This is a genomic window from Pseudoxanthomonas sp. G3, assembly GCF_057654715.1.
In genome coordinates, this window is sequence record NZ_CM172805.1 from 243,991 (window position 1) to 265,963 (window position 21,973).

Here is a 21,973-nt window from a genome sequence, read left to right on the forward strand (position 1 = left end):
CGTGGAAGCCCTCTCGATGCGGTTGCTGGTCATCGAAGACAACCGGAGCCTGGTGGCGAACCTCTTCGATTACTTCGAGGCGCGCGGCCATACCCTGGACGCGGCGCCGGACGGCGTGACCGGCCTGCACCTGGCCAGTACGCAGGTCTACGACGCCATCGTGCTGGACTGGATGCTGCCGCGGCTGGAGGGGCCGGAGGTGCTGCGCCGCCTGCGCGACGAGCATGCCTCGACCGTACCGGTGATCATGCTGACCGCGCGCGACGAACTGCCCGACAAGATCGCCGGCTTCCGTGCCGGCGCCGACGACTACCTGACCAAGCCCTTCGCCCTACCCGAACTCGAAGTGCGGTTGGAGGCGCTGATGGCGCGCGTGCACGGCCGGCAACGCCGCAAGGTGCTGGAGGTGCACGACCTCAAGCTGGACCTGGCGACGCTCGAGGCCACCCGTGCGGGACAGCCGCTGCACCTGTATCCGGCATGCCGCAAGCTGCTGGAGACATTGATGCAGGCCAGTCCCGCCGCGGTCACCCGCCAGCAGCTCGAGCATGCGCTGTGGGGCGACCATCCGCCGGATGGCGACATGCTGCGTTCCCACATCTATGAATTGCGCCGGAGCGTGGACGGTCCGTTCCCGCTGAAACTCATCCAGACGCTGCCGCGCACGGGCTATCGGATCGCGGTGCCGCACGAAGCGGGATCGCTGTGATCGTGCGGCGCAGCCTGCGTGCGCACATCCTGCTGTGGCTGGGCGGCTACGCCTTGCTGCTGACGGTGGCGGTGATGCTGCATGGGTTCCTGGTCAACGAGATCGCCGAACGGCTGGTCTGGGATTCGCTGTTGAAGACCGAGCTCGAACACCACCTGCAGCGCAGCGTGGACGATCCGCGTTACCGCTGGAGCGATACCGACGACCTGCAGCTGTACACCTCCATCGACGGACGGCCGTTGCCGCGCGAGGTGGCCGGCCTGCCGGAGGGCATCCACGACGAACTGGTGATGGGCGACCGCGAGGTGCTCGTGCTCGTGCGCACCGTCGAAGGGGTGAAGTACACGCTGGTGCTGGACATCACCGAACTGGAATCGCAGGAGGACACGCTCACACTGATCGTGTTCGGCCTGGCGGTGACGCTGGTGGTGCTGATGGGCGCGTCCGTGGCGTGGGGGCTGCGGCGCTCGCTGCGCCCGCTGACCGAGCTCGCGGCCGATATCGGCGCGCTCTCGCCCGACCGCACCGGCCAGCGCATCGTGGTACCGGAGAAGGCCACCACCGAACTGGTCGTCATCTCCAATGCGCTGAACGATTACCTGCGGCGCCATGAGGCCTTCGTCGAGCGCGAGCGCGTCTTCATCGATACCACCAGCCACGAACTTCGAACGCCCATCGCCATCATCGCCGGCGCCAGCGAGCTTGCCCTCGACCAACCCGACCTGCCCCCACCCGCCCGCCAGCAGGTGCTGCGCATCCACCGCACGGCGCGCGATGTTGAGCGCCTGATCGCGTTGCTGCTGACGCTGGCCAAGGATCCCGCGCGACTGTCGCGCAGCAACGACGTGGTCCTGCTGCACGAGCTGCTGCCGGACATCGTCGAGGACCACCAGCACTTGATGCAGGGCAAGGACCTGACCGTGGTGGTCGATGCGCTGGCGCCATGCAGCGTGGCCGCACCGCTGCACATCGTGCAGGCGGCCGTCGGCAACCTGTTGCGCAACGCGATCGAGAACAGCGACCGCGGCGAGATCCACGTGCGGCTCGACGCAGATGCGACCGTGACGCTGGAGGACCCCGGCCATGGCATGGCGCCGGAAGACATCAGCCGCATCTATGCGCAGATGGCCCGTGGCGGCAGCCGCGACGGCGGTGGCATCGGCCTGGACCTGTTGGCGCGCCTGTGCGAACACCTCGGCTGGACCCTGTCGATCCAGTCCGTGCCCGGTCGCGGCACCATCAGTCGGCTGCGCCTGTCGCGTTGACGCCGTCCTACGCCGTGCGCGTTAGCGTGGCGCCACCCTTCCGCCGGAGCGTCCCATGAAACGGCTGCCGTTGTGCTCGACCTTCCTGCTGCTCGGCGCCTGCACGGCACCCGCGCCGCCCGCGGCCGCGCCGGCGAAAGCGCCGCCGGCCGCAGCTCCCGCGTCGGTGGAAACACCGTCCACCGCGACGACCACGCCGGCCGCGGCACCGCCTTCGTTCGATTGCGCGAAAGCCGCCTCGGAGGCGGAGAAGCTGGTCTGCGGTGATGCCGAACTGGCCGCGCTGGACCGGCAACTGGCCGAGCGGTACGCGCAGTCGCGCAAGAAGGACCCTGCGATCGAGCGCGGTTGGATCAAGGGTCGCGACGAATGCTGGAAGGAGGACGATCCGCGCACCTGCGTGCTGGACGCCTACCGCACGCGCTTGGTCGAACTGGCGATCAATGCGCCCGGCATGGTCGTGCCCAAGGCGGTGGAATATCGTTGCAGTGACAACCGCAATCCGTTCACGATGGTCTTCTACAACGACATCGACCCACGGGCGGCCGTCATGACCTGGGGCAACGATCAGGCCATCGTGTTTCCACAACCGGCCGCCAGCGGCGCCAAGTACGGCCGCAGCGGCATCGAGTACTGGGAGCACCAGGGAGAGGCCAGCGTGGACTTCTTCGGCAACAAGCTGAGTTGCCGTCCCGTCTTGTGAGAAATGCGGGAACGGACGTGGCGCGTCCGCTCCCTGCGGGGCTCAGCGCACGCGTCGGTAGCGCACCTCGTTCTGTCGGTCGCCGACCTGCGACGTGACCAGGCCTTCGCGCGACTGGTCGATGTCGAAGACCGTGTCGCCGACGTTCAGGCGGCCATCGTTGATCCAGCCTTCGATGGTCTGGTCGCGGGTGCGCGCGGTGGCGCGGCCGTCATCGGTGATCGTCAGGGTGACGTCGCGGTCGTAGAGCGTGTTGTAGCCCTCGAAGGTGCCGATCATCCACGACGGCACGTACGAGCTGTGCCGCGCGCCCTGGTAGCGCGCGTCGTCGTACTTGTCGTCCTTCTTGTTGGCGTTGTGGGCGATGGCGCCGAGGATGGCGGCACCGATCAGCACGCCGGCGGCGACCTTCGCATCGTGGTTGCCGTCGTCGTGGCCGGACGAACCGGTGTGCACGCGGAAAGTCGCGCGGCAGCCGTCGTCGACCCAGATTTCGCGCCGGTTGTAGTCCCAGGTACGTCCCTGGCTGCACGACGCGCTCGACAGTTGGCGCTCCAGTGTTACGTACGCAGCGCGGGCGATAGGGCAGGTCTGGTAGCGGTCGTTGCGGCTTTCGCAGGTGATGGTGTCGTCGGCCAGGGCGTCGAAGCCCCAGAGGCTGGCCAACGCCAGACAGGCAGGCAGGACAGCGGTCGTGCGCGTGCGTTCCATGGCAGGTCCTCGCGGGTGAATGTTGCGTGCGCGCGGCCCCCTCCGCGTGCCGGCGATCCTCTCACTCCCGCCCGGTAAATGCGAATCGCCGCGGGTCAACCGGCCCGGCGCGCCTCATGCACCGCGCGCACGCGCGCTTCGCGCACGGCGTCGCCGATCTCGGGACCGCTCATGCCTTCGCGCGCCACGTCGCGCGCGCTGACCTGCAGTGCGGCGGCGTGCAGCCGCACCAGCGTGCGGCCCTGCGGGTAGTCGGCGTCTTCATTGCCGCCACGGCCACGCTTGTCGGCCTCGCAGACCGTCGCCAGCCATGGGATGCGTTCGGGCCGGCGGAAGGCATCGCAGCGGGTCAGCAGTTCGATGACGGTGGCATCGCGCAACTCGTCGAGCCGGTGCACGTTGAGATGCTCACGACACGCCATCACCGCCAGTTCGCGATGGTCGACCGGCACCTTCAGGCGCTCGCAGAGCGCCAGCACCGGCTTCACGCCGGCGTGCTCGTGGCCGATGTGCTTGGGTAGCACGTCGGCCGGCGTCAGCGCCTTGCCCAGGTCATGCACGAGCGCGGCGAAGCCGATCCGCGCATCGCCCGGCGCCAGCCGTGCCGCCATGTCGCTGACCATCTGCTGGTGCACGCCGGTATCCACTTCAGGGTGGTACTCCGCGCGCTGCGGTACGCCGTACAGCGCATCCACTTCGGGCAGGACCACGGCCAGCGCGCCGCAGTCGCGCAGCGTGGACAGGAAAGCCGACGGCTGCGCCGACGCCAATGCGCGACGCAGCTCCTGCCACACGCGCTCGGGCACGAGTGCGTCGAGTTCGCCGCTGTCGACCATCGTGCGCATCAGCGCCATCGTGTCCGGTGCGATGGAGAAACCCAGCGGCGCGAACCGCGCCATGAAACGCGCCGCACGCAGCACGCGCAGCGGGTCCTCGACGAAGGCCGGCCCCACGTGCCGCAGCACGCGGGCGTCGATATCCTGCGCGCCGCCGTACGGATCGATGAGCGTGCCATCGTCGGCCTGGGCGATCGCATTGAGCGTGAAGTCGCGCCGCTGGAGGTCTTCCTCCAGGGTCACCGAGGGATCGGCATCGACGACGAAGCCGCGATACCCGCGCCCGCTCTTGCGCTCGGTGCGGGCCAGCGCATGCTCCTCGCCGGTGTCGGGGTGCAGGAATACCGGAAAGTCGCGGCCCACGGCCTTGAAGCCCCGCGCTTCCATCTCCGCCTGGCTCGCGCCGACCACCACCCAGTCGCGGTCGCCGGGCGGCAGGCCCAGCAACCGGTCGCGTACCGCGCCGCCGACGAGATAGGTCTTCATGCCGCCATGATAGCGGCGCCGGCTCAGCTCTTCGGCATCTGTGCGGTGGGACAGGTGAACGCTTTCCGCTTCGCCTGCACGCGGCCCATCATCCGGTCGGTCACCGGCAGTGCGTTGCCGTTGAGCCGCCAGTCGTAGATCACGCTGAAGGCCAGCACCCGCGCCACGTACTCGCGGGTTTCCTTGTAGCTGATGGTCTCGATCCAGATATCGGGATCGAAGCCCGGGCGCTGCGACTGCCAGCGGGCAGTCGGTGCCGGTCCGGCGTTGTAGGCGGCGATGGCGACATAGGGCACGCCGTACTTGTCCTCCATCTCGCGCAGGTAGGCGGTGCCGATGGCGATGTTGGTGTCCGAGTCGTAGAGACTGGACGCCCCGGCATACGGGATCCCCAGGCGCTGGGCCACGCCGGCGCCCGTGCCCGGCAACACCTGCATCAGGCCCATCGCGTTGGCGCCGGAACGTGCCTTCGGATTGAAGATGCTCTCGGCGCGGATTTCGGCCGCGACCCAGGCCGGATCGATCGCATGCTTGGCGGCTTCGCGCCGGATGGTGTCGCCGTGGTGAAGCGGGAAGCGCAGTTCGTACAGCCGCTGCTCATCGGGTTGCTTGCCGAGCGAGAACACCGCGCGGTCGAACCAGCCGTTGTCCTGCGCGACCTCCACCGCGATGCGGCGCTGGGTGTCGTCGAAGCGCGACAGCGCGTCGTTCCATTCCGCGGTGGCCCAGCCCGGCCGATCGAGTTGCCACAACGCCATCGCGCGCACGATGGCCGGGTCACGGGCGATGGTTTGCTTCGCGGAAACCGGATCGTTGGGGATCCACACGCACAGCGCGTATGGCTGGTTGACGCGATCGGCCGCGAGGAAGCCGTGGAAGGTGGGCGAGCCCGCGTTCTCGCGGAACAGGCGCTGCGCGGTGGCGGCATCACCGGTCTTCTCCGCCATGCGCGCTTCGAAATAGCGCCAACGCGAATCCGCGCGCTGGGACGCCGGCATCTTCCGCAGGGCGCTCAGGGCGGCGGGCCAGTCGCCGCGCGACAGGGCTTCGCGGACGCGCCATTCGTGCAGGCGTTCGTCGTACGCGGACTCGGGCACGTTGCCCAAACGGCGTGCCGAATCGGGGCCGTACGAGGCCACCGTCCACAACGCGATCTGGTACAGCACCTGCCCGCGTTCGGCCTCGCCCATGCCCAGCGCATCGGCGTACTGCGGCAACAGGCGCTCGGCGGTGTCCGGATCGTTCTGGGCGAGCTTGGCCAGCCCGTGCGCGGCCATGCGGCGGCTACGCTCGGTTTTCGGCCAGGCCAGCGCGCGCGGATGCACGGCATCGATGAAGGCCGCATAGTCGTTCGCGAGCGCGGCTTCGTCCGCCGGCAGGCCACGAGCCGCGGTGCGCATGACGCCGGTCTGGCGCTCGGCCGCCGCGGCGTCGATCCGCTTCCAGCGCAGGAGAGCCGGCAGCCCGCCTTGGTTGGCCAGCACGGTGAACACCGGGTCGCAGCCGTCTGGCAGCGACTTGGCGCCTTTGCGCCATAGCGCCTGTGCCTGCTCGGTCCAGGCCGCGTCGGTGCGGCCCGTCGCCTGGCGCGCGGCCAGGTGGGCGCACTGCAGGGCGATGCTGTCGGTGGGCTTCCACGCGGCGAGGAAGGTGGGCCAGTCCTGACGACGGGCCAGCGCGGCCAGCCAGAGGGCGCGCAACTGCGTGGCCACCGCCTGCCCGTCGTAACGGCGCAGGAACTCCTGGGCCTGCGACGTGGTGATCGTATCCGGGTCGCGGCGCAGCGCGGCGAATTCGATCCAGCCATACAGCGGATGACGCACGAGCGCGGCCGACTGCGCGGGATCGAGGCGACCGGCGTCCGCCGCCTCAAGAGCGGCCATCACCTGGGCATGTTGTGGGTCGGCGGCCTGCGCGCGCGCATTACCCACGACGCCCGTACCAAGCGCGGCAGCGAGTAGGATGAAATATGAAATACGGACCATGCCGGGACTATACCGATGCCGGCTGAACGTCTCTGTAGACAGGCTTGGCGAGGAGTGTGATCGCGTGGAAGGCGTATGGATGTTTCCTTTGTTGGGGGTGCTGGCCGGTGTCTTGGCAGGCCTGCTGGGGATCGGCGGTGGCCTGGTGCTCGTCGGTGCACTCGCCTGGATCCTGCCGCTGCACGGCGTGCCGAAAGAGGCGGCGATGCATGCCGCGTTGGCCAGCTCGCTGGCGAGCATCGTGTTGACGGCGACGTCGTCGGCCTATGCGCATCACCGTCGCGGCAGCGTGTTATGGCCGACGGTCGCGTGGATGGTGCCGGGCCTGTTGCTCGGCGGCTGGCTCGGCAGCGGTCTGGCCGTGTACCTCGACGACGACGTGCTGCGCTGGATCGTCGCTGGCTACTGCTTCATCGCCGGCGCGCAGATGCTCCTGGGCGGGAACGCCCATCCGGAAGGCCGCGGCGTGCCCGCTCCGCGCGGGCCCTCGATGAGCGCCGCCGGCTCGGTGATCGGTGCGGTGTCGGCCGTGGTGGGCATCGGCGGGGGCAGCATGACCGTGCCTTTGCTCGTGTGGCGCGGTGTGCAGCCGGTACGCGCCGTGGGTACGTCGAGCGCCTGCGGCGTCGCCATCGGCATCGCAAGCGCGGCGGGCTACGCGCTGCATGCGCCACCGGGCGCGCTGCCGGAACACGCGGCGGGCTACATCTATCTGCCGGCTGCCATCGGTGTGGCGATCGCGTCGGTGATCGCGGCGCCCTGGGGCACGCGCCTCGCACACCGGATCGGCGGCAAGGCGCTCAAGCGCGTGTTCGCCGCTTTCATGGTCGTCATGGGCATCGCGATCCTCGCCAGCGGCTAAGCCCACGATGCCGCACGTATTTCCATTTACTTGTTAACCATCGTGATAATGGCGTGTAGAAACTTTGGGTAAATCCATTTACGCGAACAAAATCGAGATTACTTTCTTCGAAACGGTGACTTTCTTCTGTTGTTAGGTTCTTAACGATTCTTTACAACGGAAGGCAAGCCGCTTTAGGCGTTGGCCGCGCGGCTGAACCCCTTCCGGAGAGAGAACCCATGAAAGCGCGTCGCCAAAAACTGGCTTCGGCCATCCAGCTCGCGGTGCTGTGTGCTTTTCCCGCGATCGCCGTGGCCCAGGAGGCCACCACCCTCGACACGGTCACCGTGACCGGCAGCCGCATCAAGCAGTCCAACGCCGTGACGGCGCAGCCGGTATTCGTGCTGGACCGCGAGAAGATCGCCCAGACCGGCGTGCAGAGCGTCGGCGAAATCCTCCAGCAGCTCACCGCGGGCGGCAAGGCGCTGAACGCGAAGTTCAATTCCTCGGGCAACTTCGGCTACCCGTCCGACGGCGGCGGCATCGGCGCCGGCTCCGCGCAGGTCGACCTGCGCCACCTGGGTTCCCAGCGCGTCCTGGTGCTGGTGGACGGCATCCGCTGGGTCAATGAATCCTCCGCATCCGGCGTCAGCGGCAGCGCCGACCTCAATACCATCCCGCTGGCCATCGTCGACCGCATTGAAGTGCTGGAAGACGGTGCGTCGGCCATCTACGGCTCCGACGCGATTGCGGGCGTGGTGAACATCATCACCCGCAAAAAGTTCGATGGCGTCGAAGTCCACACCTACTACGGCGAGTACAGCCGCGGCGGCGAGACCACCGAGGCTTCGCTGACCCTCGGCGGCGGTGGCGAACGCTTCAACGGCGTGTTCTCCGCCAGCTACTACGAGCAGAAGCGCATCAGCGCCGGCGACTGGGACCAGTCGGCGTTTCCCGAGCCCGGTGCGGGCCTCGCCGCGGGCAGCTCGGCGATCCCGCAGGGCCGCTTCACCTTCTGCGACCCGGCGCGGCCGGCGGGCAGCTACGGTTCGTGCTCGGCCAGTGAAGAATTCTTCTACGACCTGGCGCTCGACACCGGCACCACCACGCCGGTCTGGAACCCCGCCGATCCCTCCGCCGGCACGTACCATGATTTCACCGGCGCCGACCGTTTCAACTTCGCGCCGTACAACCTGCTGCTGACACCGAGCAAGCGCAAGTCGATGTTCGGTTCGGTCAACTTCGATCTGACCGACAACGTGCGCCTGCACGCGAAGATGCTCTACAACAACCGCCAGTCCGCCAACCAGGCGGCGCCGGAACCGATCTTCGTCGGCCCGTACGCCGGTACCGGCGGCATCGCCGACACCATCTCGATCTCCGCGGCGAATCCGTACAACCCGTTCGGCATCGACCTGATTCCCGGCCAGAACTTCGGCTGGATCACCAAGCGCCCGGTGGAAGTGGGTCCGCGCATCTTCAACCAGGACGTCGACACCACCTACTTCAACATCGGCCTGGACGGTCTGTTCAACCTGGGCGACCGCAGCTTCAGCTGGGATGCGAACTACGTGCACGCCGAGAACAAGGCCGAGCAGGTGTTCCTCAACGGCTACAACATGGCCAACATCGCGTTGGCGCTGGGCGATCCCGCGGTCTGTGCGGCGGTGCCCGGCTGCGTGCCGCTGGACCTGTTCGGCGGCCAGGGCCGTCCCATGACGCAGGAGATGATCGACTGGATCCGCACGCGCCAGATCGACAGCAGCAAGCAGGTACTGGACATCGCCTCGGCCAACCTGACCGGTGACCTGTTCGGCATCGGCGACCGCACCGCGCAGTTCGCGGCCGGCGTGGAGCATCGCCGCTACAAGGGCGAGTTCAATCCCGATCCGCTGCGCCAGACCGGCGAGTCGCAGGACTCCTTCGCGGCGCCGGTGTCGGCCGACTACGACGTGAGCGAGGTCTACACCGAGTTCAACTTCCCGGTCCTGGCCACGCTGGACCTGAGTGCCGCGGTGCGCTTCTCGGACTACTCCACGTTCGGCAACGAGACCACGGGCAAGCTGGGCTTCCGCTTCCAGCCGATCGAGGACCTCGTGTTCCGCGGCACCTACTCACAGGGCTTCCGCGCGCCCAACCTGGGCGAGCTGTACGGCCTGACGCAGTTCGGCGCGACGCTGGTCGATCCGTGCGGCCCGACCGGCTCGCCGGTGGTGAACACCGCCGACGGCATCTCGCCCGGTCTTGAGGCCGCGTGCGTGGCGCAGGGCGTGCCGAACAACTTCGAGCAGGCCAACACGCAGATCACCACCTTCACCGGCGGCAACCCGGATCTCTCGCCCGAGAAGTCCGACAGCTACACGGTGGGCCTGGTGTACAGCCCGGGCTGGGCGGAGGGCCTGTCGTGGTCGGACAAGCTGGACTTCGAACTGAGCTACTACCACCACGAGATCGACGACGCGATCGCGCCGCGCGACATCCAGGCCCTGCTCAATGCCTGCCTTGCGGCCGGCGGCCAGGATCCCGCGTTGTGCTCGCCGTTCACGCGCGGCAGCAGTGGCAACCTCAATCCGCCCGAGAACTTCCTCGACAACCTGGCCACCATCGAAACCGATGGTCTGGACGTCAAGGTCAACTGGGCGAGCCCGGACTGGGGCTGGGGCGTGCTGACCGCGGCGCTGCAAGCCACGACCGTCTTCAACTACGAGGCGGTGGATATCGACGGCAACCGCTCGCAGCGCCAGGTGGGTTGGGAGGTCGCCGACAGCGCCATCCCGCGCTGGCAGGGCAACCTGCAGCTGGGCTGGAAGCGCGGCAACTTCGACGCGACCTGGAACGTGCGGTACATCAGCGCGGTGAAGGAAGACTGCGGCAACGCCGTCATCTCCGCCGTGCCAGGCTGCCTCAACGACGAAGGCGTCAACACGCTGGGCTCCACCACGTACAACGACGTGCAGTTCGGCTGGAAGGACGCGTTCGCGCTGACCGGCCTGAAGCTGTCGCTGGGCGCGAACAACGTGTTCGGCAAGGAGCCGCCGGTGTGCGTGACGTGCTCGCTCAACGGCTATGACGCCGGCACCTACGACCTGCCGGGCGCCTTCTGGTACGTGAGCGCCGACTACCGCTTCTGATCGCGGCGATCGATGGGAAAGAAAAAGCCGGCGCATGCCGGCTTTTTCTTGGCGGTTCCTTCAGCGCAGTGCGATGGCCGGCACGTCGATGTCCATCGCCAGGGCCAGATGGTCGGAATTCGCCGCCGGCATCGCACGCGCGTTGTCCGCGCGCAAGCCATCGCTGACCAGGATGTGGTCGATGGCACGCAGCGGGCGCCAGCTGGGGAATGTCGGTACGCAGTGCGCCGGCGGACGCAGGCGCGTGCGCTTGTAGAGCAGCTCCATTTCCGGCGTGTCGGGCATGCAGTTGAAGTCGCCCATCAGCACCGCATGCGGATGATCGGTCAGCAGTTCACCGATGAAGGCCAGTTGCGAGCGCCGCGAGTTGGCGCCGAGGGACAGGTGCGCTACCGCGACCGTGAGGCCTTCGTCGCCCTCCCCGAAGCGCGCGACCAGCACGCCACGACCGCTGATGCGGCCGGGCAGGCTGTGATCGCTCACTTCCACCGGCTCCAGCTTGCTCAGCAGGCCGTTGGCGCTGCCGGCCACGCGGGCCACGTTGCGGTTGGGCTGATGCGTCCAGTAGTCGAAACCGGCGCGCTCGGCCAGGTAGTGCGTCTGATTGGTGAAGCCCGAGCGCAGGCTGCCGGGGTCGGCCTCCTGCAGGCCGACGATGTCGTGCTCGCCGGCCAATTGCGCAATCAGATCCAGGCTGCCGCGCTTGTTGCCCGCCGGCAGTGCATGCGACCAGCTGCGCGTCACGTAATCGCTGTAGCGGCGCGTGCTGGAACCGGCCTGGATGTTGGCGCTCAGCACGCGCAGCCGGCGCCCCGCGACGGACGCGGGTTCGCTCATGGACGTGGGAGCTTCCGCGGTGTTCAACGCTTGGCGCGCTCCATCGCGACCAGGTGGTCGGCGATGCGCAGCACGTCGGCATATGTCTGCCCGCCCGTCACCCGGTACTTGCCGTTGACGATGATGGTCGGCGTGCCTTCGACGCCGCTGTTCTTCGCGAACTGCATGCCGCGGCCGATTTGCGCGTTGGTGCTGAAGCTGTTCATCAGCGCCACGAACTCCTTCGCATCCACTCCGTAGCCGGCGTACCACTGGGCGATCTGCGCGGGGTCGGCCGGCGGCTTGCCTTCACCCGGCAGCGTGCGCTGCAGGTGGATGGCGGCGAACATCGCGTCATGCGTCTTGTCCACGAGTCCCTTCGCCTGCGCGGCATAGAACGCCTTGCCGTAGGGCGCCCACACATCGCCGAAGACGACGGGCACGTAGCTCACGCGCACATCCGCGGGCTGCCGCTTTTTCCACGACGCCACTTCGGGCGCGAAGCGGGCGCAGGCCGGGCACACGTAGCCGAACACTTCGACCACTTCGATCTGGCCGTTGAGCGGCGCATAGGGTTGGCCGTTGGGAATCTCGACATAGTCCTTGCCCGCCACGGGTGCCGGGCCTTGCGGGGGAACGATCGGATTGGCGTTCGGCGCGGTCGCCGCGGCGGCGGCATCGGGGGTCGCCGCCGCGCCGGCCGGCGCAGCCGCATCCGCCGGTGCGGGCGCAGGTGCCACATCGGTGGTCGGTGCAGTCCCGGCGGCCGGCGCGGCAGGCGCCGCGGCGTCGGTCGGCGTGGTGTCCGTGGAAGGCTTGGGTCCGCAGGCCGCCAGCAGCGGCAGCAACAGGGACAACATCAGGACGTGGCGGGATTTCATCGCGCGGGCTCCAACGTATCGGGGAAAGGGGCTGCCACGGAGGGCGGGAAACTTCGCATTCTGCATGGGCCCCGTCGGGGCTGCCATGACGGCGTCATCACTTGCGGGTGCGCTCGCGGGCGACCAGGCGGTCGACGATCTTCAGCATGTCGCTGTAGGTGCGCCCGCCGATCACGCGGTACTTGCCGTTGACGATCATCGTCGGCGTGCCTTCGATGCCGGCGGCTGCGGCCCATTGGCGCGCGCGTTCGAGCTGCTGATCGACCTGGTCGCCACGCAGGGCGGCGGAAAACTTGGCCCGGTCCACGCCCAGGGTGGCGTAGAACCCGGCGATCTCGTCGGCGGAGGCGTTCTGGATGGGCAGCGCACCGGTCTTGTGGAGGGCGTCGAACACCGCCTGGTGCGTGCGCTCCTGCACGCCAAGCTGGCGGGCGGCGAAGAAGGCGCGGGCGTACGGGATCCAGTAGCCGCCGAAGGCGGCCGGGATGGGCGTCAGGCGCACGTCGCGCGGCAGGGTCTTCTTCCAGGCGGCCAGCGTGGGTTCGAAATGGGCGCAATGCACGCAGGTGTAGCCGAACACTTCCACCACCTCGACCTTTCCCTTGAGTGGCGCGTATGGCGTGCCGTTCTCGATCACCACATAGTCTTCGCCCTCGACCAGCGGCGCGGGAGCCGGCGGGGCCGCGAGGGCGACGGCAGGCACCAGGGCCAGCAAGGCGATCAGGACGGGCAGCAGACGGGACGCCATCGGGATTCTCCAGCTTCGTACTGGCCCCGGCGCGGTGCGGGGCGCGGAAAAAGAAACGCCGGCCATGGTGGGGCCGGCGCGATGAACAGGAGCTTGCACTTCCAGCCGCGGCGAGCGGCGGAAGTCGAGGTTACTTGCCGGTCTTGGCGGCGGCGACGTCGTCGGCGCGGGCGTGCAGGCCCTGCAGGTAGCTGGCCAGCGCCTGGATTTCCTGCTCGGTCAGCGGACCCGCCACCTGGGCCATGATGTTGAAGTGGGCCGGGTCCTTCAGCGTGGTCGTGCCGGCCTTGTACTCGGTCAGGCGACGCACGGTGTAGTCCTGCATCTGGCCACCGATGTGCGGGTAGGCCGGGCCCGGGTTGCCGGCGCCGGTCGGACCGTGGCACGCCATGCAGGCCGGCACGCCGCGCTTGGCATCGCCGCTGCGGTACAGCTGCTGGCCCACTTCGTAGAACTTCATGCCCTGGTAGACGCCATCGGCGATGACGCTGTCGTCGGCCAGGCCGGCACCGGATTTCTGGGTGGCGAAGTAGGCGCCCACGTCGCGCATGTCCTGCGCGTTGAGGGTCTGGGCGAACGGGACCATCACGGCCGCCATGCCGGTGTTGCGCTCGCCGGAGGCGAACAGGGCCAGCTGCTGGGCGATGTAGCGCTCGCTCTGGCCGGCAAGGCGCGGGTATTGCGGGTCGCTGGGGTTGCCGTCGGCGCCGTGGCAGGCCGCACAGGCGGCCGCCTTGGTCTGGCCGGCCTTGGCGTCGCCCCAGGTGGTCTTGGCGAGGTTGATGTCCAGCGGCGCGGTCTCGACCGGGGCATTGTCCGGCACCGGGACCACGGTGGTCTGTGCAAAAGCGACTGCGCCCACGGCCAGTACGGCCAATCCGGCAAGTCCCATAACGCGAGCGTGGCGCATGCTAAAGCTCCGAAACCCTTGACTGATGCGGCGCGTGAGGCAGCCGCGAAACCGGCGAATTATCGTCGCGGCGGCCGCTTGCGGTCAATTCAGGCAGTACCGGCCGCTCCCTCGTGCGATCCTATCGCCATGTCGAACCCCCTGAATTCCGCCACCTACCTGCTCTCTGCCCACACGCCGCGTCAGTTGCCGGAGGATGGGGGGTTCGAGGTGGCCTTCGCCGGCCGTTCCAACGCCGGCAAGTCCAGCGCCCTCAATGCGCTGGTCAACCACAACCGGTTGGCGCGGGTCTCCAAGACCCCTGGCCGCACCCAGCAGTTGGTGTTCTTCCAGGTCCAGCCCGAGCGCTACCTGGTCGATCTGCCGGGCTATGGATACGCCAAGGTGCCGCAGGACCTGCAGGCCCACTGGCAGGCCTTCATCGATCGCTACTTCCGCACCCGTGAAGCGCTGAAGGGATTGGTGGTCGTCATGGACATCCGCCACCCGCTGAAGGACTACGACCGGCAGATGCTGGGGTATGCGGTCCAGCGGGGCCTGCCGGCGCATGCGCTGCTGACCAAGGCCGACAAGCTGGGCCGGGGCCAGCAGGGCAACGCGTTGCAGGCGGTGAAGAAGGAGCTGTTCTCGGCCTTCGGCGACACCGTCAGCGTGCAGACGTTCTCGGCCGAGTCCAAGCAGGGCGTGGACGAAGCGCGCATGATCGTGGGCGGTTGGCTGGGGCTGTAGCCCTCAGACCGAGACGTGGAACAGGCGGCCCACCAAGGCGGCCGCCCCCATTGCCATCGCGCCCCAGAAACCCACACGCCACGCGCCGCGCAACACCGGCGCGCCGCCCACGCGTGCGGCCAGGCCCCCGGACAACAGCAGGCCCACGAGTGTGGCGACGGTTGTCACGATGGCCACCTTGTCGGCGGGCGCCAGCAAGGTGGTGGCGATCGGCAGCAGGGCGCCCACGGTGAAGGCGGCGGCCGACGCCAGCGCCGCCTGCACCGGCCGCGCGCGCAGGGCTTCGGTGATCCCCAGCTCGTCGCGCATGTGCGCCGCAAGGGCGTCGTGTGCGGTGAGCTGTTCGGCCACCTGCCGCGCGAGTGCCGGCTCCAGGCCGCGCCCGACATAGATCTGGGTCAGTTCGGCGAGCTCACCATCGGGCATCTCGCGCAGTTCGCGCTTCTCGACGGCCAGATCGGCGGCCTCTGCGTCGGCCTGCGACTGCACCGACACGTACTCGCCTGCGGCCATCGACATGGCGCCGGCAACCAGTCCGGCGACGCCGGTCAGCAGGAGGGTGGAAGGCGATGCACCGCTGGCGGCCACGCCAACGATCAGGCCCGAGACCGAGACGATGCCGTCATTGGCGCCGAGCACCGCAGCGCGCAGCCAGCCGACGCGGTCGGTGCGATGGAGTTCGCGGTGGCGTGGCGAAGGCGTGCGGGCGTGGCGGGGCATGCGCGCAGCCTAGGCGACGGCCTCGGTCCGCGTCGAGCACGGGCATCGCCTTCGCCTCCATGGATGGGATGCTGCGGCGTTCCCATGGCCATGATGGCGTGCGCACGGTCACGTTATAGTGCCGGCCTTGCAATGGACGGCCTGGCCCCGACATTGCGCCTTCCCCCTTGCGCGAGCGTCACCCTTGTCCAGCCCCAGCCACGTCGCCGACACGCCCATCACCGACCGCGCGCAACTGGTGGCGTACATCGCGTCCGGCGAGAAGCCGCGCGCCGACTGGCGCATCGGCACCGAGCACGAGAAGTTCGGCTTCCGCCTGGACGACCTGCGTCCGCCGACCTTCGAGGGTGACCGTGGCATCGAAGCGCTGCTCAAGGGCCTGACCCGTTTCGGTTGGGAGACGATCGAAGAGAAGGGTCGCGTGATCGCGCTGTCGAAAGACGGCGCCTCCGTCACCCTGGAGCCCGCCGGCCAGCTGGAACTGTCGGGTGCGGCGCTGGAAACCCTCCACGAAACCTGCGTGGAAGTGGGCACGCACCTGAAGGAAGTGAAGCAGGTGGCCGACGAACTGCAGCTCGGCTTCCTCGGCATGGGCTTCCAGCCCAAGTGGCGCCGCGACGAGATGCCGTGGATGCCCAAGGGCCGTTACCAGATCATGAAGTCGTACATGCCCAAGGTCGGCCAGCTGGGCCTGGACATGATGACGCGCACCTGCACCGTGCAGGTCAACCTCGACTACGCCAGCGAAGCGGACATGGTGAAGAAGTTCCGCGTGTCGCTGGCGCTGCAGCCGGTGGCCACCGCGCTGTTCGCCGACTCGCCGTTCACCGAGGGCAAGCCGAACGGCTACCAGAGCTATCGCTCGCACATCTGGACCGACACCGACGGCGACCGGACCGGCATGCTCGACTTCGTGTTCGAGGACGGATTCGGCTATGAGCGCTACGTCGATTACCTGCTCGACGTGCCGATGTATTTCTCCTACCGGGACGGCATCTACCACGATGCCAGCGGCAAGTCGTTCCGCAAGTTCCTGCGGGGAGAACTGGACGTGCTGCCGGGCGCGCTGCCCACGCTGCGCGACTGGTCCGACCACATGACCACCGCCTTCCCCGAAGTGCGGATGAAGAAATTCCTGGAAATGCGCGGCGCCGACAGCGGCCCCTGGAACCGCATCTGCGCGTTGCCCGCGTTCTGGGTGGGCCTGCTGTACGACGATGCCGCGCTCGACGCCGCGTGGGACCTGGTCAAGGATTTCTCGCTGGCCGAACGCCACGCGTTACGCGATGGCGTGCCGAAGCACGCACTGAAGCTGCCGTTCCGTGACGGTACCGTGCGCGACCTGGCCCGCGAAGCGGTGAAGATCGCCATCGGCGGCTTGCAGCGCCGTGCGCGCCTCAACAGCAAGGGCGTGGACGAAGCCGGCTTCCTCGATGCGCTGGTCGAGATCGTCGAGGCCAACGAAACCTCCGCCGAGCGCAAGCTGGCGCTGTTCAACGGCCCGTGGCAGGGCGACATCGACCGCGTGTTCCGCGAATTCGCGTACTGACCTCGCCCGGGTTAGGCTGGGCCTTTCCATGCAGGGGAAGGCTGATGCGGGCAGCAATAGGCTGGAAGGTAGGTGCGGTGCTGGCGTGCATGACGTTGGCGCCGCTGGCGTTGGCGCAACGCGTGGCGATGGTGGGCGGCACCTTGGTGGACGGCACGCTCAGCGATCCGATCCGCGATAGCGTCATCCTGATCGACGGCCAACGCATCGTCGCGGTCGGCACGGTGAAGACGCTCCCCGTGCCGGCGGACGCGACGGTCATCTCCACCGAAGGCATGACGGTGCTGCCCGGCCTCTGGGACATGCACGTGCACCTGATGATCAACGGGCACGCCGACTACGCGCACTGGGACAAGACCTATCCCGCGCAGTTCCGCGACGTGATCATGCCGTCCTCGGCCAAGCAGCTGCTGCTGGCCGGCGTGACCGGCGCGCGCGACTTGGGCGGTCCGCTGGAGGAGAGCGTCGCGGTGCGCGACGCGATCAACAGCGGACGCATCCCCGGGCCCACCCTGTTCGTGTCGGGACCCTTCATCCAGAAGAAGCCTTACCCAGGCACCGAGCAGTTCCGCTGGGGCGTGGATTCGCCCGCCGACGCGCGCGCCAAGATCAAGCGCATCGCGCAGGCCGGCGTGGACGTGGTGAAGCTGATCGACCAGGATGGCATGAGCGATGCCGAACTCGCGGCCATCGTCGACGAGGCCCACAAGCACGGGCTTCCCGTCGTCGCGCACGCGCACCGGCCGGAAGAGATCCGCCGCGGCCTGAAGTTCGGCGTGGACTGCTTCGAACACACCGGCCTGGCGGCCTCGCCGGAGTACCCGCCGGACGTCATTGCCGCATTGCGCGAGCGCACCGGCAACATGGCCTCCGGACCGTTGTTCTGGACGCCCACCATCGAGGGGCTCTACAACTTCCCGTACACGGTGAAGAATCATGAGTTCATCGATGGCAGCGACTGGCATGTCGGCCTGACGCCCGCGATCATCGAGGACATCAAGAAGTCGCTCGAGCATCCGGAGCGCATCAGCTACTTCCAGCAGACGCCGCAGCGTTGGCCCACGCTGCAGCGCAAGTTCCAACAGCTGCGCGAGAGCGGTGCGCTGCTGCTGATCGGCACCGACTCCGGCATCCCGATGAAGTTCCACAGCGGCAGCACCTGGAACGAGCTCGACGTGTGGGTCAACAAGCTTGGCGTGCCGGCGATCGACGCGATCCGCGCGGCCACCTACTGGCCGGCCGTGGCGATGAAGGCCGACAAGGATTACGGCACGGTCACCGAAGGCAAGTATGCGGACATCATCGCGGTGAAGGGCGATGTGCTGAAGCAGGTCGCGCTGCTGCAGCGGGTCGACATCGTGATCAAGCACGGCCAGCGGGTGAAGTGATCGCGGAGCGCGCCAGTCGGTGCGCTCAGAGAGCTTTTTGCATGCAGATGGCGGATGCCGGGCACAGCGCACGGAATTCGGCGCTGTCCTGCACGGCGCGCGGTGCATCGGCACGCATGATCTGTACGTAGCCGGCGCGCGCGAAGAACGGCGCCGCCGTCTGTGTCAGCAACACCAGGTCGCGGAGACCGCGTGCGCGCGCCTCGGCTTCCAGTACCGCGACCAGCTTCCGCGCATGCCCGGCACCGCGGTGCGCCGGGGCGACCACCAGCGAGCGCAGCAGGCCGGCGTCGGCGTGTGGCTCCAGGCCGATGGCGGCCACCGGTCCGGTGGCGTCTTCGGCGACCCAGAAGGCGATCCGGGAGGTCGCCAGATCCGTGGTCGGCAGCGCTTCCGCGTCGAGCAGGGCGGCGATGCGGGGCAGGTCCGCGGCCTCGGCAGGGCGTATCGCGCTCATGTTGTTTCGGATGAAGGTGTTGGGGTGCTGGCGATGAGCGCGCGGGCGAGGACCAACGCCACGGCGGCACCCAGCAACTGCGCGCCGATGAAAGCCGGTGCATCCGCTGGACGAATGCCGGCGAACGTTTGCGTCAACGCGCGCGCCAGCGTCACCGCCGGGTTGGCGAACGAGGTGCTGGCGGTGAACCAGTACGCCGCGAAGATGTAGCTCGCCACCAGCGCCGGGATGGCTTGCGCGCGATGGCGAAGGCCAAGCAGGATCGTCAGCAGAAGGCCGAACGTGGCCACGCCCTCGCTGAGCCACTGCGCGGCCCCGGTACGCATGCGGGTGCCGGGTTGGAGCAAGGGCAGATCGAACATCGCATGCGCGAGCAGGACGCCGGCGATCGCCGCGATGCATTGCACGAATACGTAGGCGGCGGTGGTGCGCGTATCGAGGTCGCCGCGCAGCCGCATGGCGAGCGTGACCACGGGATTGAAGTGTGCGCCCGAGATCGGTCCGAGCAGCGCGATCAGCACGTACAGCGCGCCGGCCGTCGCGCCCGCATTCGCAAGCAGGGCGACCGCATCGTTCCCGGCGCTCAGCGTCTGGCCCATGATCCCCGAGCCGACCACGGTCGCCAGCAGCAGCATCGTGCCGAGCGCTTCGGCCAGCAGCGCACGCGACATCACAGGGATGCCAGCAGCGCCTGCACCCGGCGCCCGATGTCGTCGCGGACGGCGCGGTAGCCGTCGTCGTCCATGTCGCGCGGATCGGGCAGCCCCCAGTCCTCGCGCCGTTTCGCCGGGACCCAGGGACAGTTGTCGCCGCAGCCCATCGTGATCACCGCATCGAATTCGCCCTCCACCTCGTCCAGCGATTTCGAAGCATGCGTGGACAGGTCGTATCCCAGTTCGTCCATGAAGCGGATGGCTTTCGGATTGATGCGGCCCGACGGGCGCGAGCCGGCGCTGAAGGCGTCCACACGATCACCGCCATGCAGATGGGCGAAGGCCTCGGCCATCTGGCTGCGGTTGGAGTTCTCGACGCAGACGAAGAGGATGCGCTTTGGGATCATGGGCTCGTATCGGTCAGGTATCAGGCAGAGGCGATGGCGCGGAGCTTCTGCTCGCGCGCCAAGGCGTCCATGGTGTCCAGCGGGAGGGCCAGTAGCAGATCGACGCGTCGGCGCAGCGTGGACCACGCGTCCATGAAGCCCGCCATGTCGTTGGGGGAGATGGCGGGGTCCGGCACGCCCCAATGCGCCAGCACCGGTTGCCCGGGCCACACCGGGCACGCCTCGCCGGCCGCCTTGTCGCAGACGGTGATGATGAAATCGAACGGTGGCGTCGCTCCGGGCGCCGCAAATTCGTCCCAGCTCTTGCTGCGCAATGGCGCGGTATAGCCCAGCTCAGAGATGAGGCGGGCGGCCAAGGGTTGAACGCTTCCCGAAGGCTGGCTGCCCGCGCTGTGGGCAGAGAACCGCCCCTTGCCGAGGACATTGAGGAGTGCCTCAGCCATTTGGCTGCGAGCGGAATTGCCGGTGCAAAGGAACAGGACGCGGTAGCTCATGGGCTTCTCGACGTGAGGTCAGCAGGCGCAGGCATCGCCAGCGGGCAGACAGGCGGGATCGGACGTACCGGCGCAGCAGTTGCGGGTCAAGAACTCGATCAGTCCGTTCATGGCGGCGAAATCGGCCCGGTAACAGACGTTGCGGCCCCGGGGTTCGCTCTGCACCAAGCCGGCCGCCACCAGCTCCTTGAGGTGAAAGGACAGCGTGGCGCCGGGCAGAGCCAGGGTTTCGGCGATTTCGCCCGCCATGCGCCCGGAGGGCCCGGCCTCCACCAACAAGCGGAAGACCGCCAGGCGGGTCGATTGGCCCAGGGCGGCAAGGGCGCTGGTTGCGGCATTTATTTCCATGATTCTAGAATAATCGAACAATCAGAGCCTAACAAGACGACATGACACTTCCGTTGCCGACGCAGATCGACCCCGACGCCTTGGATGTTCCCGATACCGACAAGCTTGCCGCTGCGGGCTGGCGGCATCCACCGCGCATCCTGATCCTGTATGGGTCTTTGCGTCCGCAGTCCTTCAGTCGCAAGCTGGCGCTGGAAGCCGAACGGCTGCTGCGACACTTCGGTGCCGAGACGCGGGTGTTCGATCCGCACGCGTTGCCCCTGCTCGACAGCGTGGGCGCGGACCATCCGGCGGTGCGGCAGTTGCGGGAGTGGTCGAACTGGTCCGAGGGCCAGGTCTGGGTGAGCCCGGAGCGACACGGGACGATGACGGCGGTGTTCAAGAACCAGATCGACTGGCTGCCGCTGTCCGAGGGCAGTGTGCGTCCCACCCAGGGGCGGACCCTGGCGGTCATGCAGGTGTGCGGCGGCTCGCAATCGTTCAATGTGGTCAATGCGCTGCGCGTGTTGGGCCGCTGGATGCGCATGGTCACTATCCCCAACCAGTCGTCAGTGCCGAAGGCCTGGCAGGAATTCGATGACGACGGCCGCATGAAGCCCTCGCAGTACTACGACCGCGTGGTGGACGTGATGGAGGAACTGCTTAAGTTCACCTTGCTGGTGCGCGAGCGCAGTGATTACCTGACCAGCCGATACAGCGAGCGCAAGGGCGACTTGGCCGCGCGCGCCGCGGCCAGCGCGGCAAGCGTGGTCGAGGAGGCAGTGCCGTTGCCCTCAACGGCCGGCGACGACGGCGCAAAACCGACGCCTGGGGCGGCCTGTTGCGGACCGTCCTGCTGCGCCTCCACCTAGCGCTGCGCGGCCCGCATCGGTATCGGGGGTGTATACTCCCCCCCACTATATGGCGTCGTGATGCCGAAATGCCCCATTCCCCCGCCGACAAGAAGAAGGCTCTGACCCGCGTTCGTCGCATGCGGGGCCAGTTGGACGCGTTGGAACGCGCGCTGGAGGAGGGGGCGGAGTGCGCGCCGGTGCTGCAGCAGCTCGCTGCGATCCGGGGGGCCGTGAATGGCCTGATGTCCGAAGTGCTCGAGAGCCACCTGCGCGAAGAGTTCGCGCACCCGGCGTCCACCCCCTCGCAGCGCGAGGCCGGCATCGATGCCGCCGTCGCGCTGGTTCGTTCCTATCTCAAGTAAGCAGGAGTGCC

General features: G+C 68.0%; 23 protein-coding genes. 10 read left to right on the plus strand and 13 right to left on the minus strand.

Annotated elements, in window-relative coordinates:
* Positions 1-16: 16 nt before the first annotated feature.
* The 3 genes from AC23D6_RS01155 to AC23D6_RS01165 are packed head-to-tail and all read left to right on the plus strand — an operon-like array spanning position 17 to position 2,677.
* Positions 17-709 (plus strand): response regulator transcription factor, encoded by a 693-nt coding sequence (locus AC23D6_RS01155; RefSeq protein ID WP_487751026.1) that lies wholly within the window; start codon positions 17-19, stop codon positions 707-709.
* Positions 706-1,974, plus strand: coding sequence for a sensor histidine kinase (locus tag AC23D6_RS01160; RefSeq protein ID WP_487751027.1), 1,269 nt, complete (start codon positions 706-708; stop codon positions 1,972-1,974). The genes AC23D6_RS01155 and AC23D6_RS01160 overlap by 4 nt, the downstream gene beginning before the upstream one ends.
* Positions 1,975-2,029: 55 nt before the next feature.
* Entirely contained in the window at positions 2,030-2,677 is a 648-nt protein-coding gene (locus AC23D6_RS01165) for an MliC family protein (RefSeq protein WP_487751028.1), read from the plus strand.
* 42 nt (positions 2,678-2,719) lie between these two features.
* On the opposite strand, the gene AC23D6_RS01170 is transcribed toward AC23D6_RS01165, so the two are convergent.
* The 3 genes from AC23D6_RS01170 to AC23D6_RS01180 form a co-directional block, all read right to left on the minus strand.
* Positions 2,720-3,388 carry a DUF3011 domain-containing protein gene (locus AC23D6_RS01170; protein ID WP_487751029.1) on the minus strand — a complete coding sequence of 223 codons (669 nt, stop codon included), beginning with the start codon at positions 3,386-3,388 and terminating at the stop codon, positions 2,720-2,722.
* Positions 3,389-3,483: 95 nt separating this feature from the next.
* Complete coding sequence (locus AC23D6_RS01175; protein WP_487751030.1) at positions 3,484-4,710, minus strand: multifunctional CCA addition/repair protein; 1,227 nt, start codon at positions 4,708-4,710, stop codon at positions 3,484-3,486.
* Between the two features lie 23 nt (positions 4,711-4,733).
* A complete protein-coding gene (locus AC23D6_RS01180) occupies positions 4,734-6,695 on the minus strand; it encodes a transglycosylase SLT domain-containing protein (protein WP_487751031.1) in 1,962 nt (653 codons plus the stop codon).
* 64 nt (positions 6,696-6,759) lie between these two features.
* Between AC23D6_RS01180 and AC23D6_RS01185 the strand changes: the two genes are divergently transcribed.
* Both AC23D6_RS01185 and AC23D6_RS01190 read left to right on the plus strand, forming a co-directional pair.
* Positions 6,760-7,557, plus strand: a complete 798-nt coding sequence (locus tag AC23D6_RS01185; protein WP_487751032.1) for a sulfite exporter TauE/SafE family protein — start codon at positions 6,760-6,762, stop codon at positions 7,555-7,557.
* 218 nt (positions 7,558-7,775) lie between these two features.
* Complete coding sequence (locus tag AC23D6_RS01190) at positions 7,776-10,667, plus strand: TonB-dependent receptor (protein ID WP_487751033.1); 2,892 nt, start codon at positions 7,776-7,778, stop codon at positions 10,665-10,667.
* Positions 10,668-10,727: 60 nt separating this feature from the next.
* On the opposite strand, the gene AC23D6_RS01195 is transcribed toward AC23D6_RS01190, so the two are convergent.
* From AC23D6_RS01195 to AC23D6_RS01210, 4 genes are all read right to left on the minus strand, one after another.
* The gene (locus AC23D6_RS01195) at positions 10,728-11,504 is read right to left on the minus strand and encodes an endonuclease/exonuclease/phosphatase family protein (protein ID WP_487751034.1); all 777 of its coding nucleotides are present in this window, start codon (positions 11,502-11,504) and stop codon (positions 10,728-10,730) included.
* Between the two features lie 23 nt (positions 11,505-11,527).
* The gene (locus tag AC23D6_RS01200) at positions 11,528-12,364 is read right to left on the minus strand and encodes a thiol:disulfide interchange protein DsbA/DsbL (protein WP_487751035.1); all 837 of its coding nucleotides are present in this window, start codon (positions 12,362-12,364) and stop codon (positions 11,528-11,530) included.
* A 97-nt stretch (positions 12,365-12,461) separates the two neighbouring features.
* Complete coding sequence (locus tag AC23D6_RS01205) at positions 12,462-13,118, minus strand: thiol:disulfide interchange protein DsbA/DsbL (protein WP_487752542.1); 657 nt, start codon at positions 13,116-13,118, stop codon at positions 12,462-12,464.
* A 124-nt stretch (positions 13,119-13,242) separates the two neighbouring features.
* The gene (locus AC23D6_RS01210; protein WP_487751036.1) at positions 13,243-14,022 is read right to left on the minus strand and encodes a c-type cytochrome; all 780 of its coding nucleotides are present in this window, start codon (positions 14,020-14,022) and stop codon (positions 13,243-13,245) included.
* 129 nt (positions 14,023-14,151) lie between these two features.
* Between AC23D6_RS01210 and yihA the strand changes: the two genes are divergently transcribed.
* Positions 14,152-14,751, plus strand: a complete 600-nt coding sequence (yihA, locus tag AC23D6_RS01215; protein WP_093488650.1) for a ribosome biogenesis GTP-binding protein YihA/YsxC — start codon at positions 14,152-14,154, stop codon at positions 14,749-14,751.
* 3 nt (positions 14,752-14,754) lie between these two features.
* On the opposite strand, the gene AC23D6_RS01220 is transcribed toward yihA, so the two are convergent.
* Complete coding sequence (locus tag AC23D6_RS01220) at positions 14,755-15,471, minus strand: VIT1/CCC1 transporter family protein (RefSeq protein ID WP_487751037.1); 717 nt, start codon at positions 15,469-15,471, stop codon at positions 14,755-14,757.
* 184 nt (positions 15,472-15,655) lie between these two features.
* On the opposite strand from AC23D6_RS01220, the gene AC23D6_RS01225 reads away from it, so the two are divergent.
* On the plus strand, positions 15,656-17,020 hold the full coding sequence (locus tag AC23D6_RS01225) for a glutamate--cysteine ligase (protein ID WP_487751038.1): 1,365 nt from the start codon (positions 15,656-15,658) through the stop codon (positions 17,018-17,020).
* Between the two features lie 89 nt (positions 17,021-17,109).
* Entirely contained in the window at positions 17,110-18,408 is a 1,299-nt protein-coding gene (locus AC23D6_RS01230) for an amidohydrolase family protein (RefSeq protein ID WP_487751039.1), read from the plus strand.
* A gap of 25 nt (positions 18,409-18,433) precedes the next feature.
* Here AC23D6_RS01230 and arsN2 read toward each other — a convergent pair whose 3' ends face one another.
* Genes arsN2 through AC23D6_RS01255 form a run of 5 tightly spaced genes read right to left on the minus strand, consistent with a single transcriptional unit; the run spans position 18,434 to position 20,767 of the window.
* Positions 18,434-18,865, minus strand: a complete 432-nt coding sequence (gene arsN2, locus AC23D6_RS01235; protein ID WP_487751040.1) for an arsenic resistance N-acetyltransferase ArsN2 — start codon at positions 18,863-18,865, stop codon at positions 18,434-18,436.
* Complete coding sequence (locus AC23D6_RS01240) at positions 18,862-19,536, minus strand: aquaporin (RefSeq protein ID WP_487751041.1); 675 nt, start codon at positions 19,534-19,536, stop codon at positions 18,862-18,864. Before AC23D6_RS01240 ends, arsN2 begins: the two co-directional genes overlap by 4 nt.
* On the minus strand, positions 19,536-19,925 hold the full coding sequence (locus AC23D6_RS01245; RefSeq protein ID WP_487751042.1) for an arsenate reductase ArsC: 390 nt from the start codon (positions 19,923-19,925) through the stop codon (positions 19,536-19,538). The genes AC23D6_RS01240 and AC23D6_RS01245 overlap by 1 nt, the downstream gene beginning before the upstream one ends.
* Positions 19,926-19,945: 20 nt before the next feature.
* Positions 19,946-20,419, minus strand: a complete 474-nt coding sequence (locus AC23D6_RS01250; RefSeq protein WP_487751043.1) for an arsenate reductase ArsC — start codon at positions 20,417-20,419, stop codon at positions 19,946-19,948.
* 18 nt (positions 20,420-20,437) lie between these two features.
* On the minus strand, positions 20,438-20,767 hold the full coding sequence (locus AC23D6_RS01255; RefSeq protein WP_487752543.1) for an ArsR/SmtB family transcription factor: 330 nt from the start codon (positions 20,765-20,767) through the stop codon (positions 20,438-20,440).
* 41 nt (positions 20,768-20,808) lie between these two features.
* On the opposite strand from AC23D6_RS01255, the gene arsH reads away from it, so the two are divergent.
* Complete coding sequence (arsH, locus tag AC23D6_RS01260) at positions 20,809-21,618, plus strand: arsenical resistance protein ArsH (RefSeq protein WP_487751044.1); 810 nt, start codon at positions 20,809-20,811, stop codon at positions 21,616-21,618.
* Positions 21,619-21,686: 68 nt separating this feature from the next.
* Positions 21,687-21,962 carry a formaldehyde-responsive transcriptional repressor FrmR gene (gene frmR, locus AC23D6_RS01265; RefSeq protein ID WP_487751045.1) on the plus strand — a complete coding sequence of 92 codons (276 nt, stop codon included), beginning with the start codon at positions 21,687-21,689 and terminating at the stop codon, positions 21,960-21,962.
* Positions 21,963-21,973: the final 11 nt, after the last annotated feature.

Excerpts from the sequence above, each read along its gene's own strand:
- AC23D6_RS01155 (WP_487751026.1), top strand. The coding sequence starts at position 17 with ATGCGGTTGCTGGTCATCGAAGACAACCGGAGCCTGGTGGCGAACCTC.
- AC23D6_RS01165 (WP_487751028.1), top strand. The coding sequence starts at position 2,030 with ATGAAACGGCTGCCGTTGTGCTCGACCTTCCTGCTGCTCGGCGCCTGC.
- AC23D6_RS01170 (WP_487751029.1), bottom strand. The coding sequence starts at position 3,388 with ATGGAACGCACGCGCACGACCGCTGTCCTGCCTGCCTGTCTGGCGTTG.
- AC23D6_RS01175 (WP_487751030.1), bottom strand. The coding sequence starts at position 4,710 with ATGAAGACCTATCTCGTCGGCGGCGCGGTACGCGACCGGTTGCTGGGC.
- AC23D6_RS01180 (WP_487751031.1), bottom strand. The coding sequence starts at position 6,695 with ATGGTCCGTATTTCATATTTCATCCTACTCGCTGCCGCGCTTGGTACG.
- AC23D6_RS01190 (WP_487751033.1), top strand. The coding sequence starts at position 7,776 with ATGAAAGCGCGTCGCCAAAAACTGGCTTCGGCCATCCAGCTCGCGGTG.
- AC23D6_RS01195 (WP_487751034.1), bottom strand. The coding sequence starts at position 11,504 with ATGAGCGAACCCGCGTCCGTCGCGGGGCGCCGGCTGCGCGTGCTGAGC.
- AC23D6_RS01200 (WP_487751035.1), bottom strand. The coding sequence starts at position 12,364 with ATGAAATCCCGCCACGTCCTGATGTTGTCCCTGTTGCTGCCGCTGCTG.
- AC23D6_RS01210 (WP_487751036.1), bottom strand. The coding sequence starts at position 14,022 with ATGCGCCACGCTCGCGTTATGGGACTTGCCGGATTGGCCGTACTGGCC.
- yihA (WP_093488650.1), top strand. The coding sequence starts at position 14,152 with ATGTCGAACCCCCTGAATTCCGCCACCTACCTGCTCTCTGCCCACACG.
- AC23D6_RS01220 (WP_487751037.1), bottom strand. The coding sequence starts at position 15,471 with ATGCCCCGCCACGCCCGCACGCCTTCGCCACGCCACCGCGAACTCCAT.
- AC23D6_RS01230 (WP_487751039.1), top strand. The coding sequence starts at position 17,110 with ATGACGTTGGCGCCGCTGGCGTTGGCGCAACGCGTGGCGATGGTGGGC.
- arsN2 (WP_487751040.1), bottom strand. The coding sequence starts at position 18,865 with ATGAGCGCGATACGCCCTGCCGAGGCCGCGGACCTGCCCCGCATCGCC.
- AC23D6_RS01240 (WP_487751041.1), bottom strand. The coding sequence starts at position 19,536 with ATGTCGCGTGCGCTGCTGGCCGAAGCGCTCGGCACGATGCTGCTGCTG.
- AC23D6_RS01245 (WP_487751042.1), bottom strand. The coding sequence starts at position 19,925 with ATGATCCCAAAGCGCATCCTCTTCGTCTGCGTCGAGAACTCCAACCGC.
- AC23D6_RS01250 (WP_487751043.1), bottom strand. The coding sequence starts at position 20,419 with ATGAGCTACCGCGTCCTGTTCCTTTGCACCGGCAATTCCGCTCGCAGC.
- AC23D6_RS01255 (WP_487752543.1), bottom strand. The coding sequence starts at position 20,767 with ATGGAAATAAATGCCGCAACCAGCGCCCTTGCCGCCCTGGGCCAATCG.
- arsH (WP_487751044.1), top strand. The coding sequence starts at position 20,809 with ATGACACTTCCGTTGCCGACGCAGATCGACCCCGACGCCTTGGATGTT.
- frmR (WP_487751045.1), top strand. The coding sequence starts at position 21,687 with ATGCCCCATTCCCCCGCCGACAAGAAGAAGGCTCTGACCCGCGTTCGT.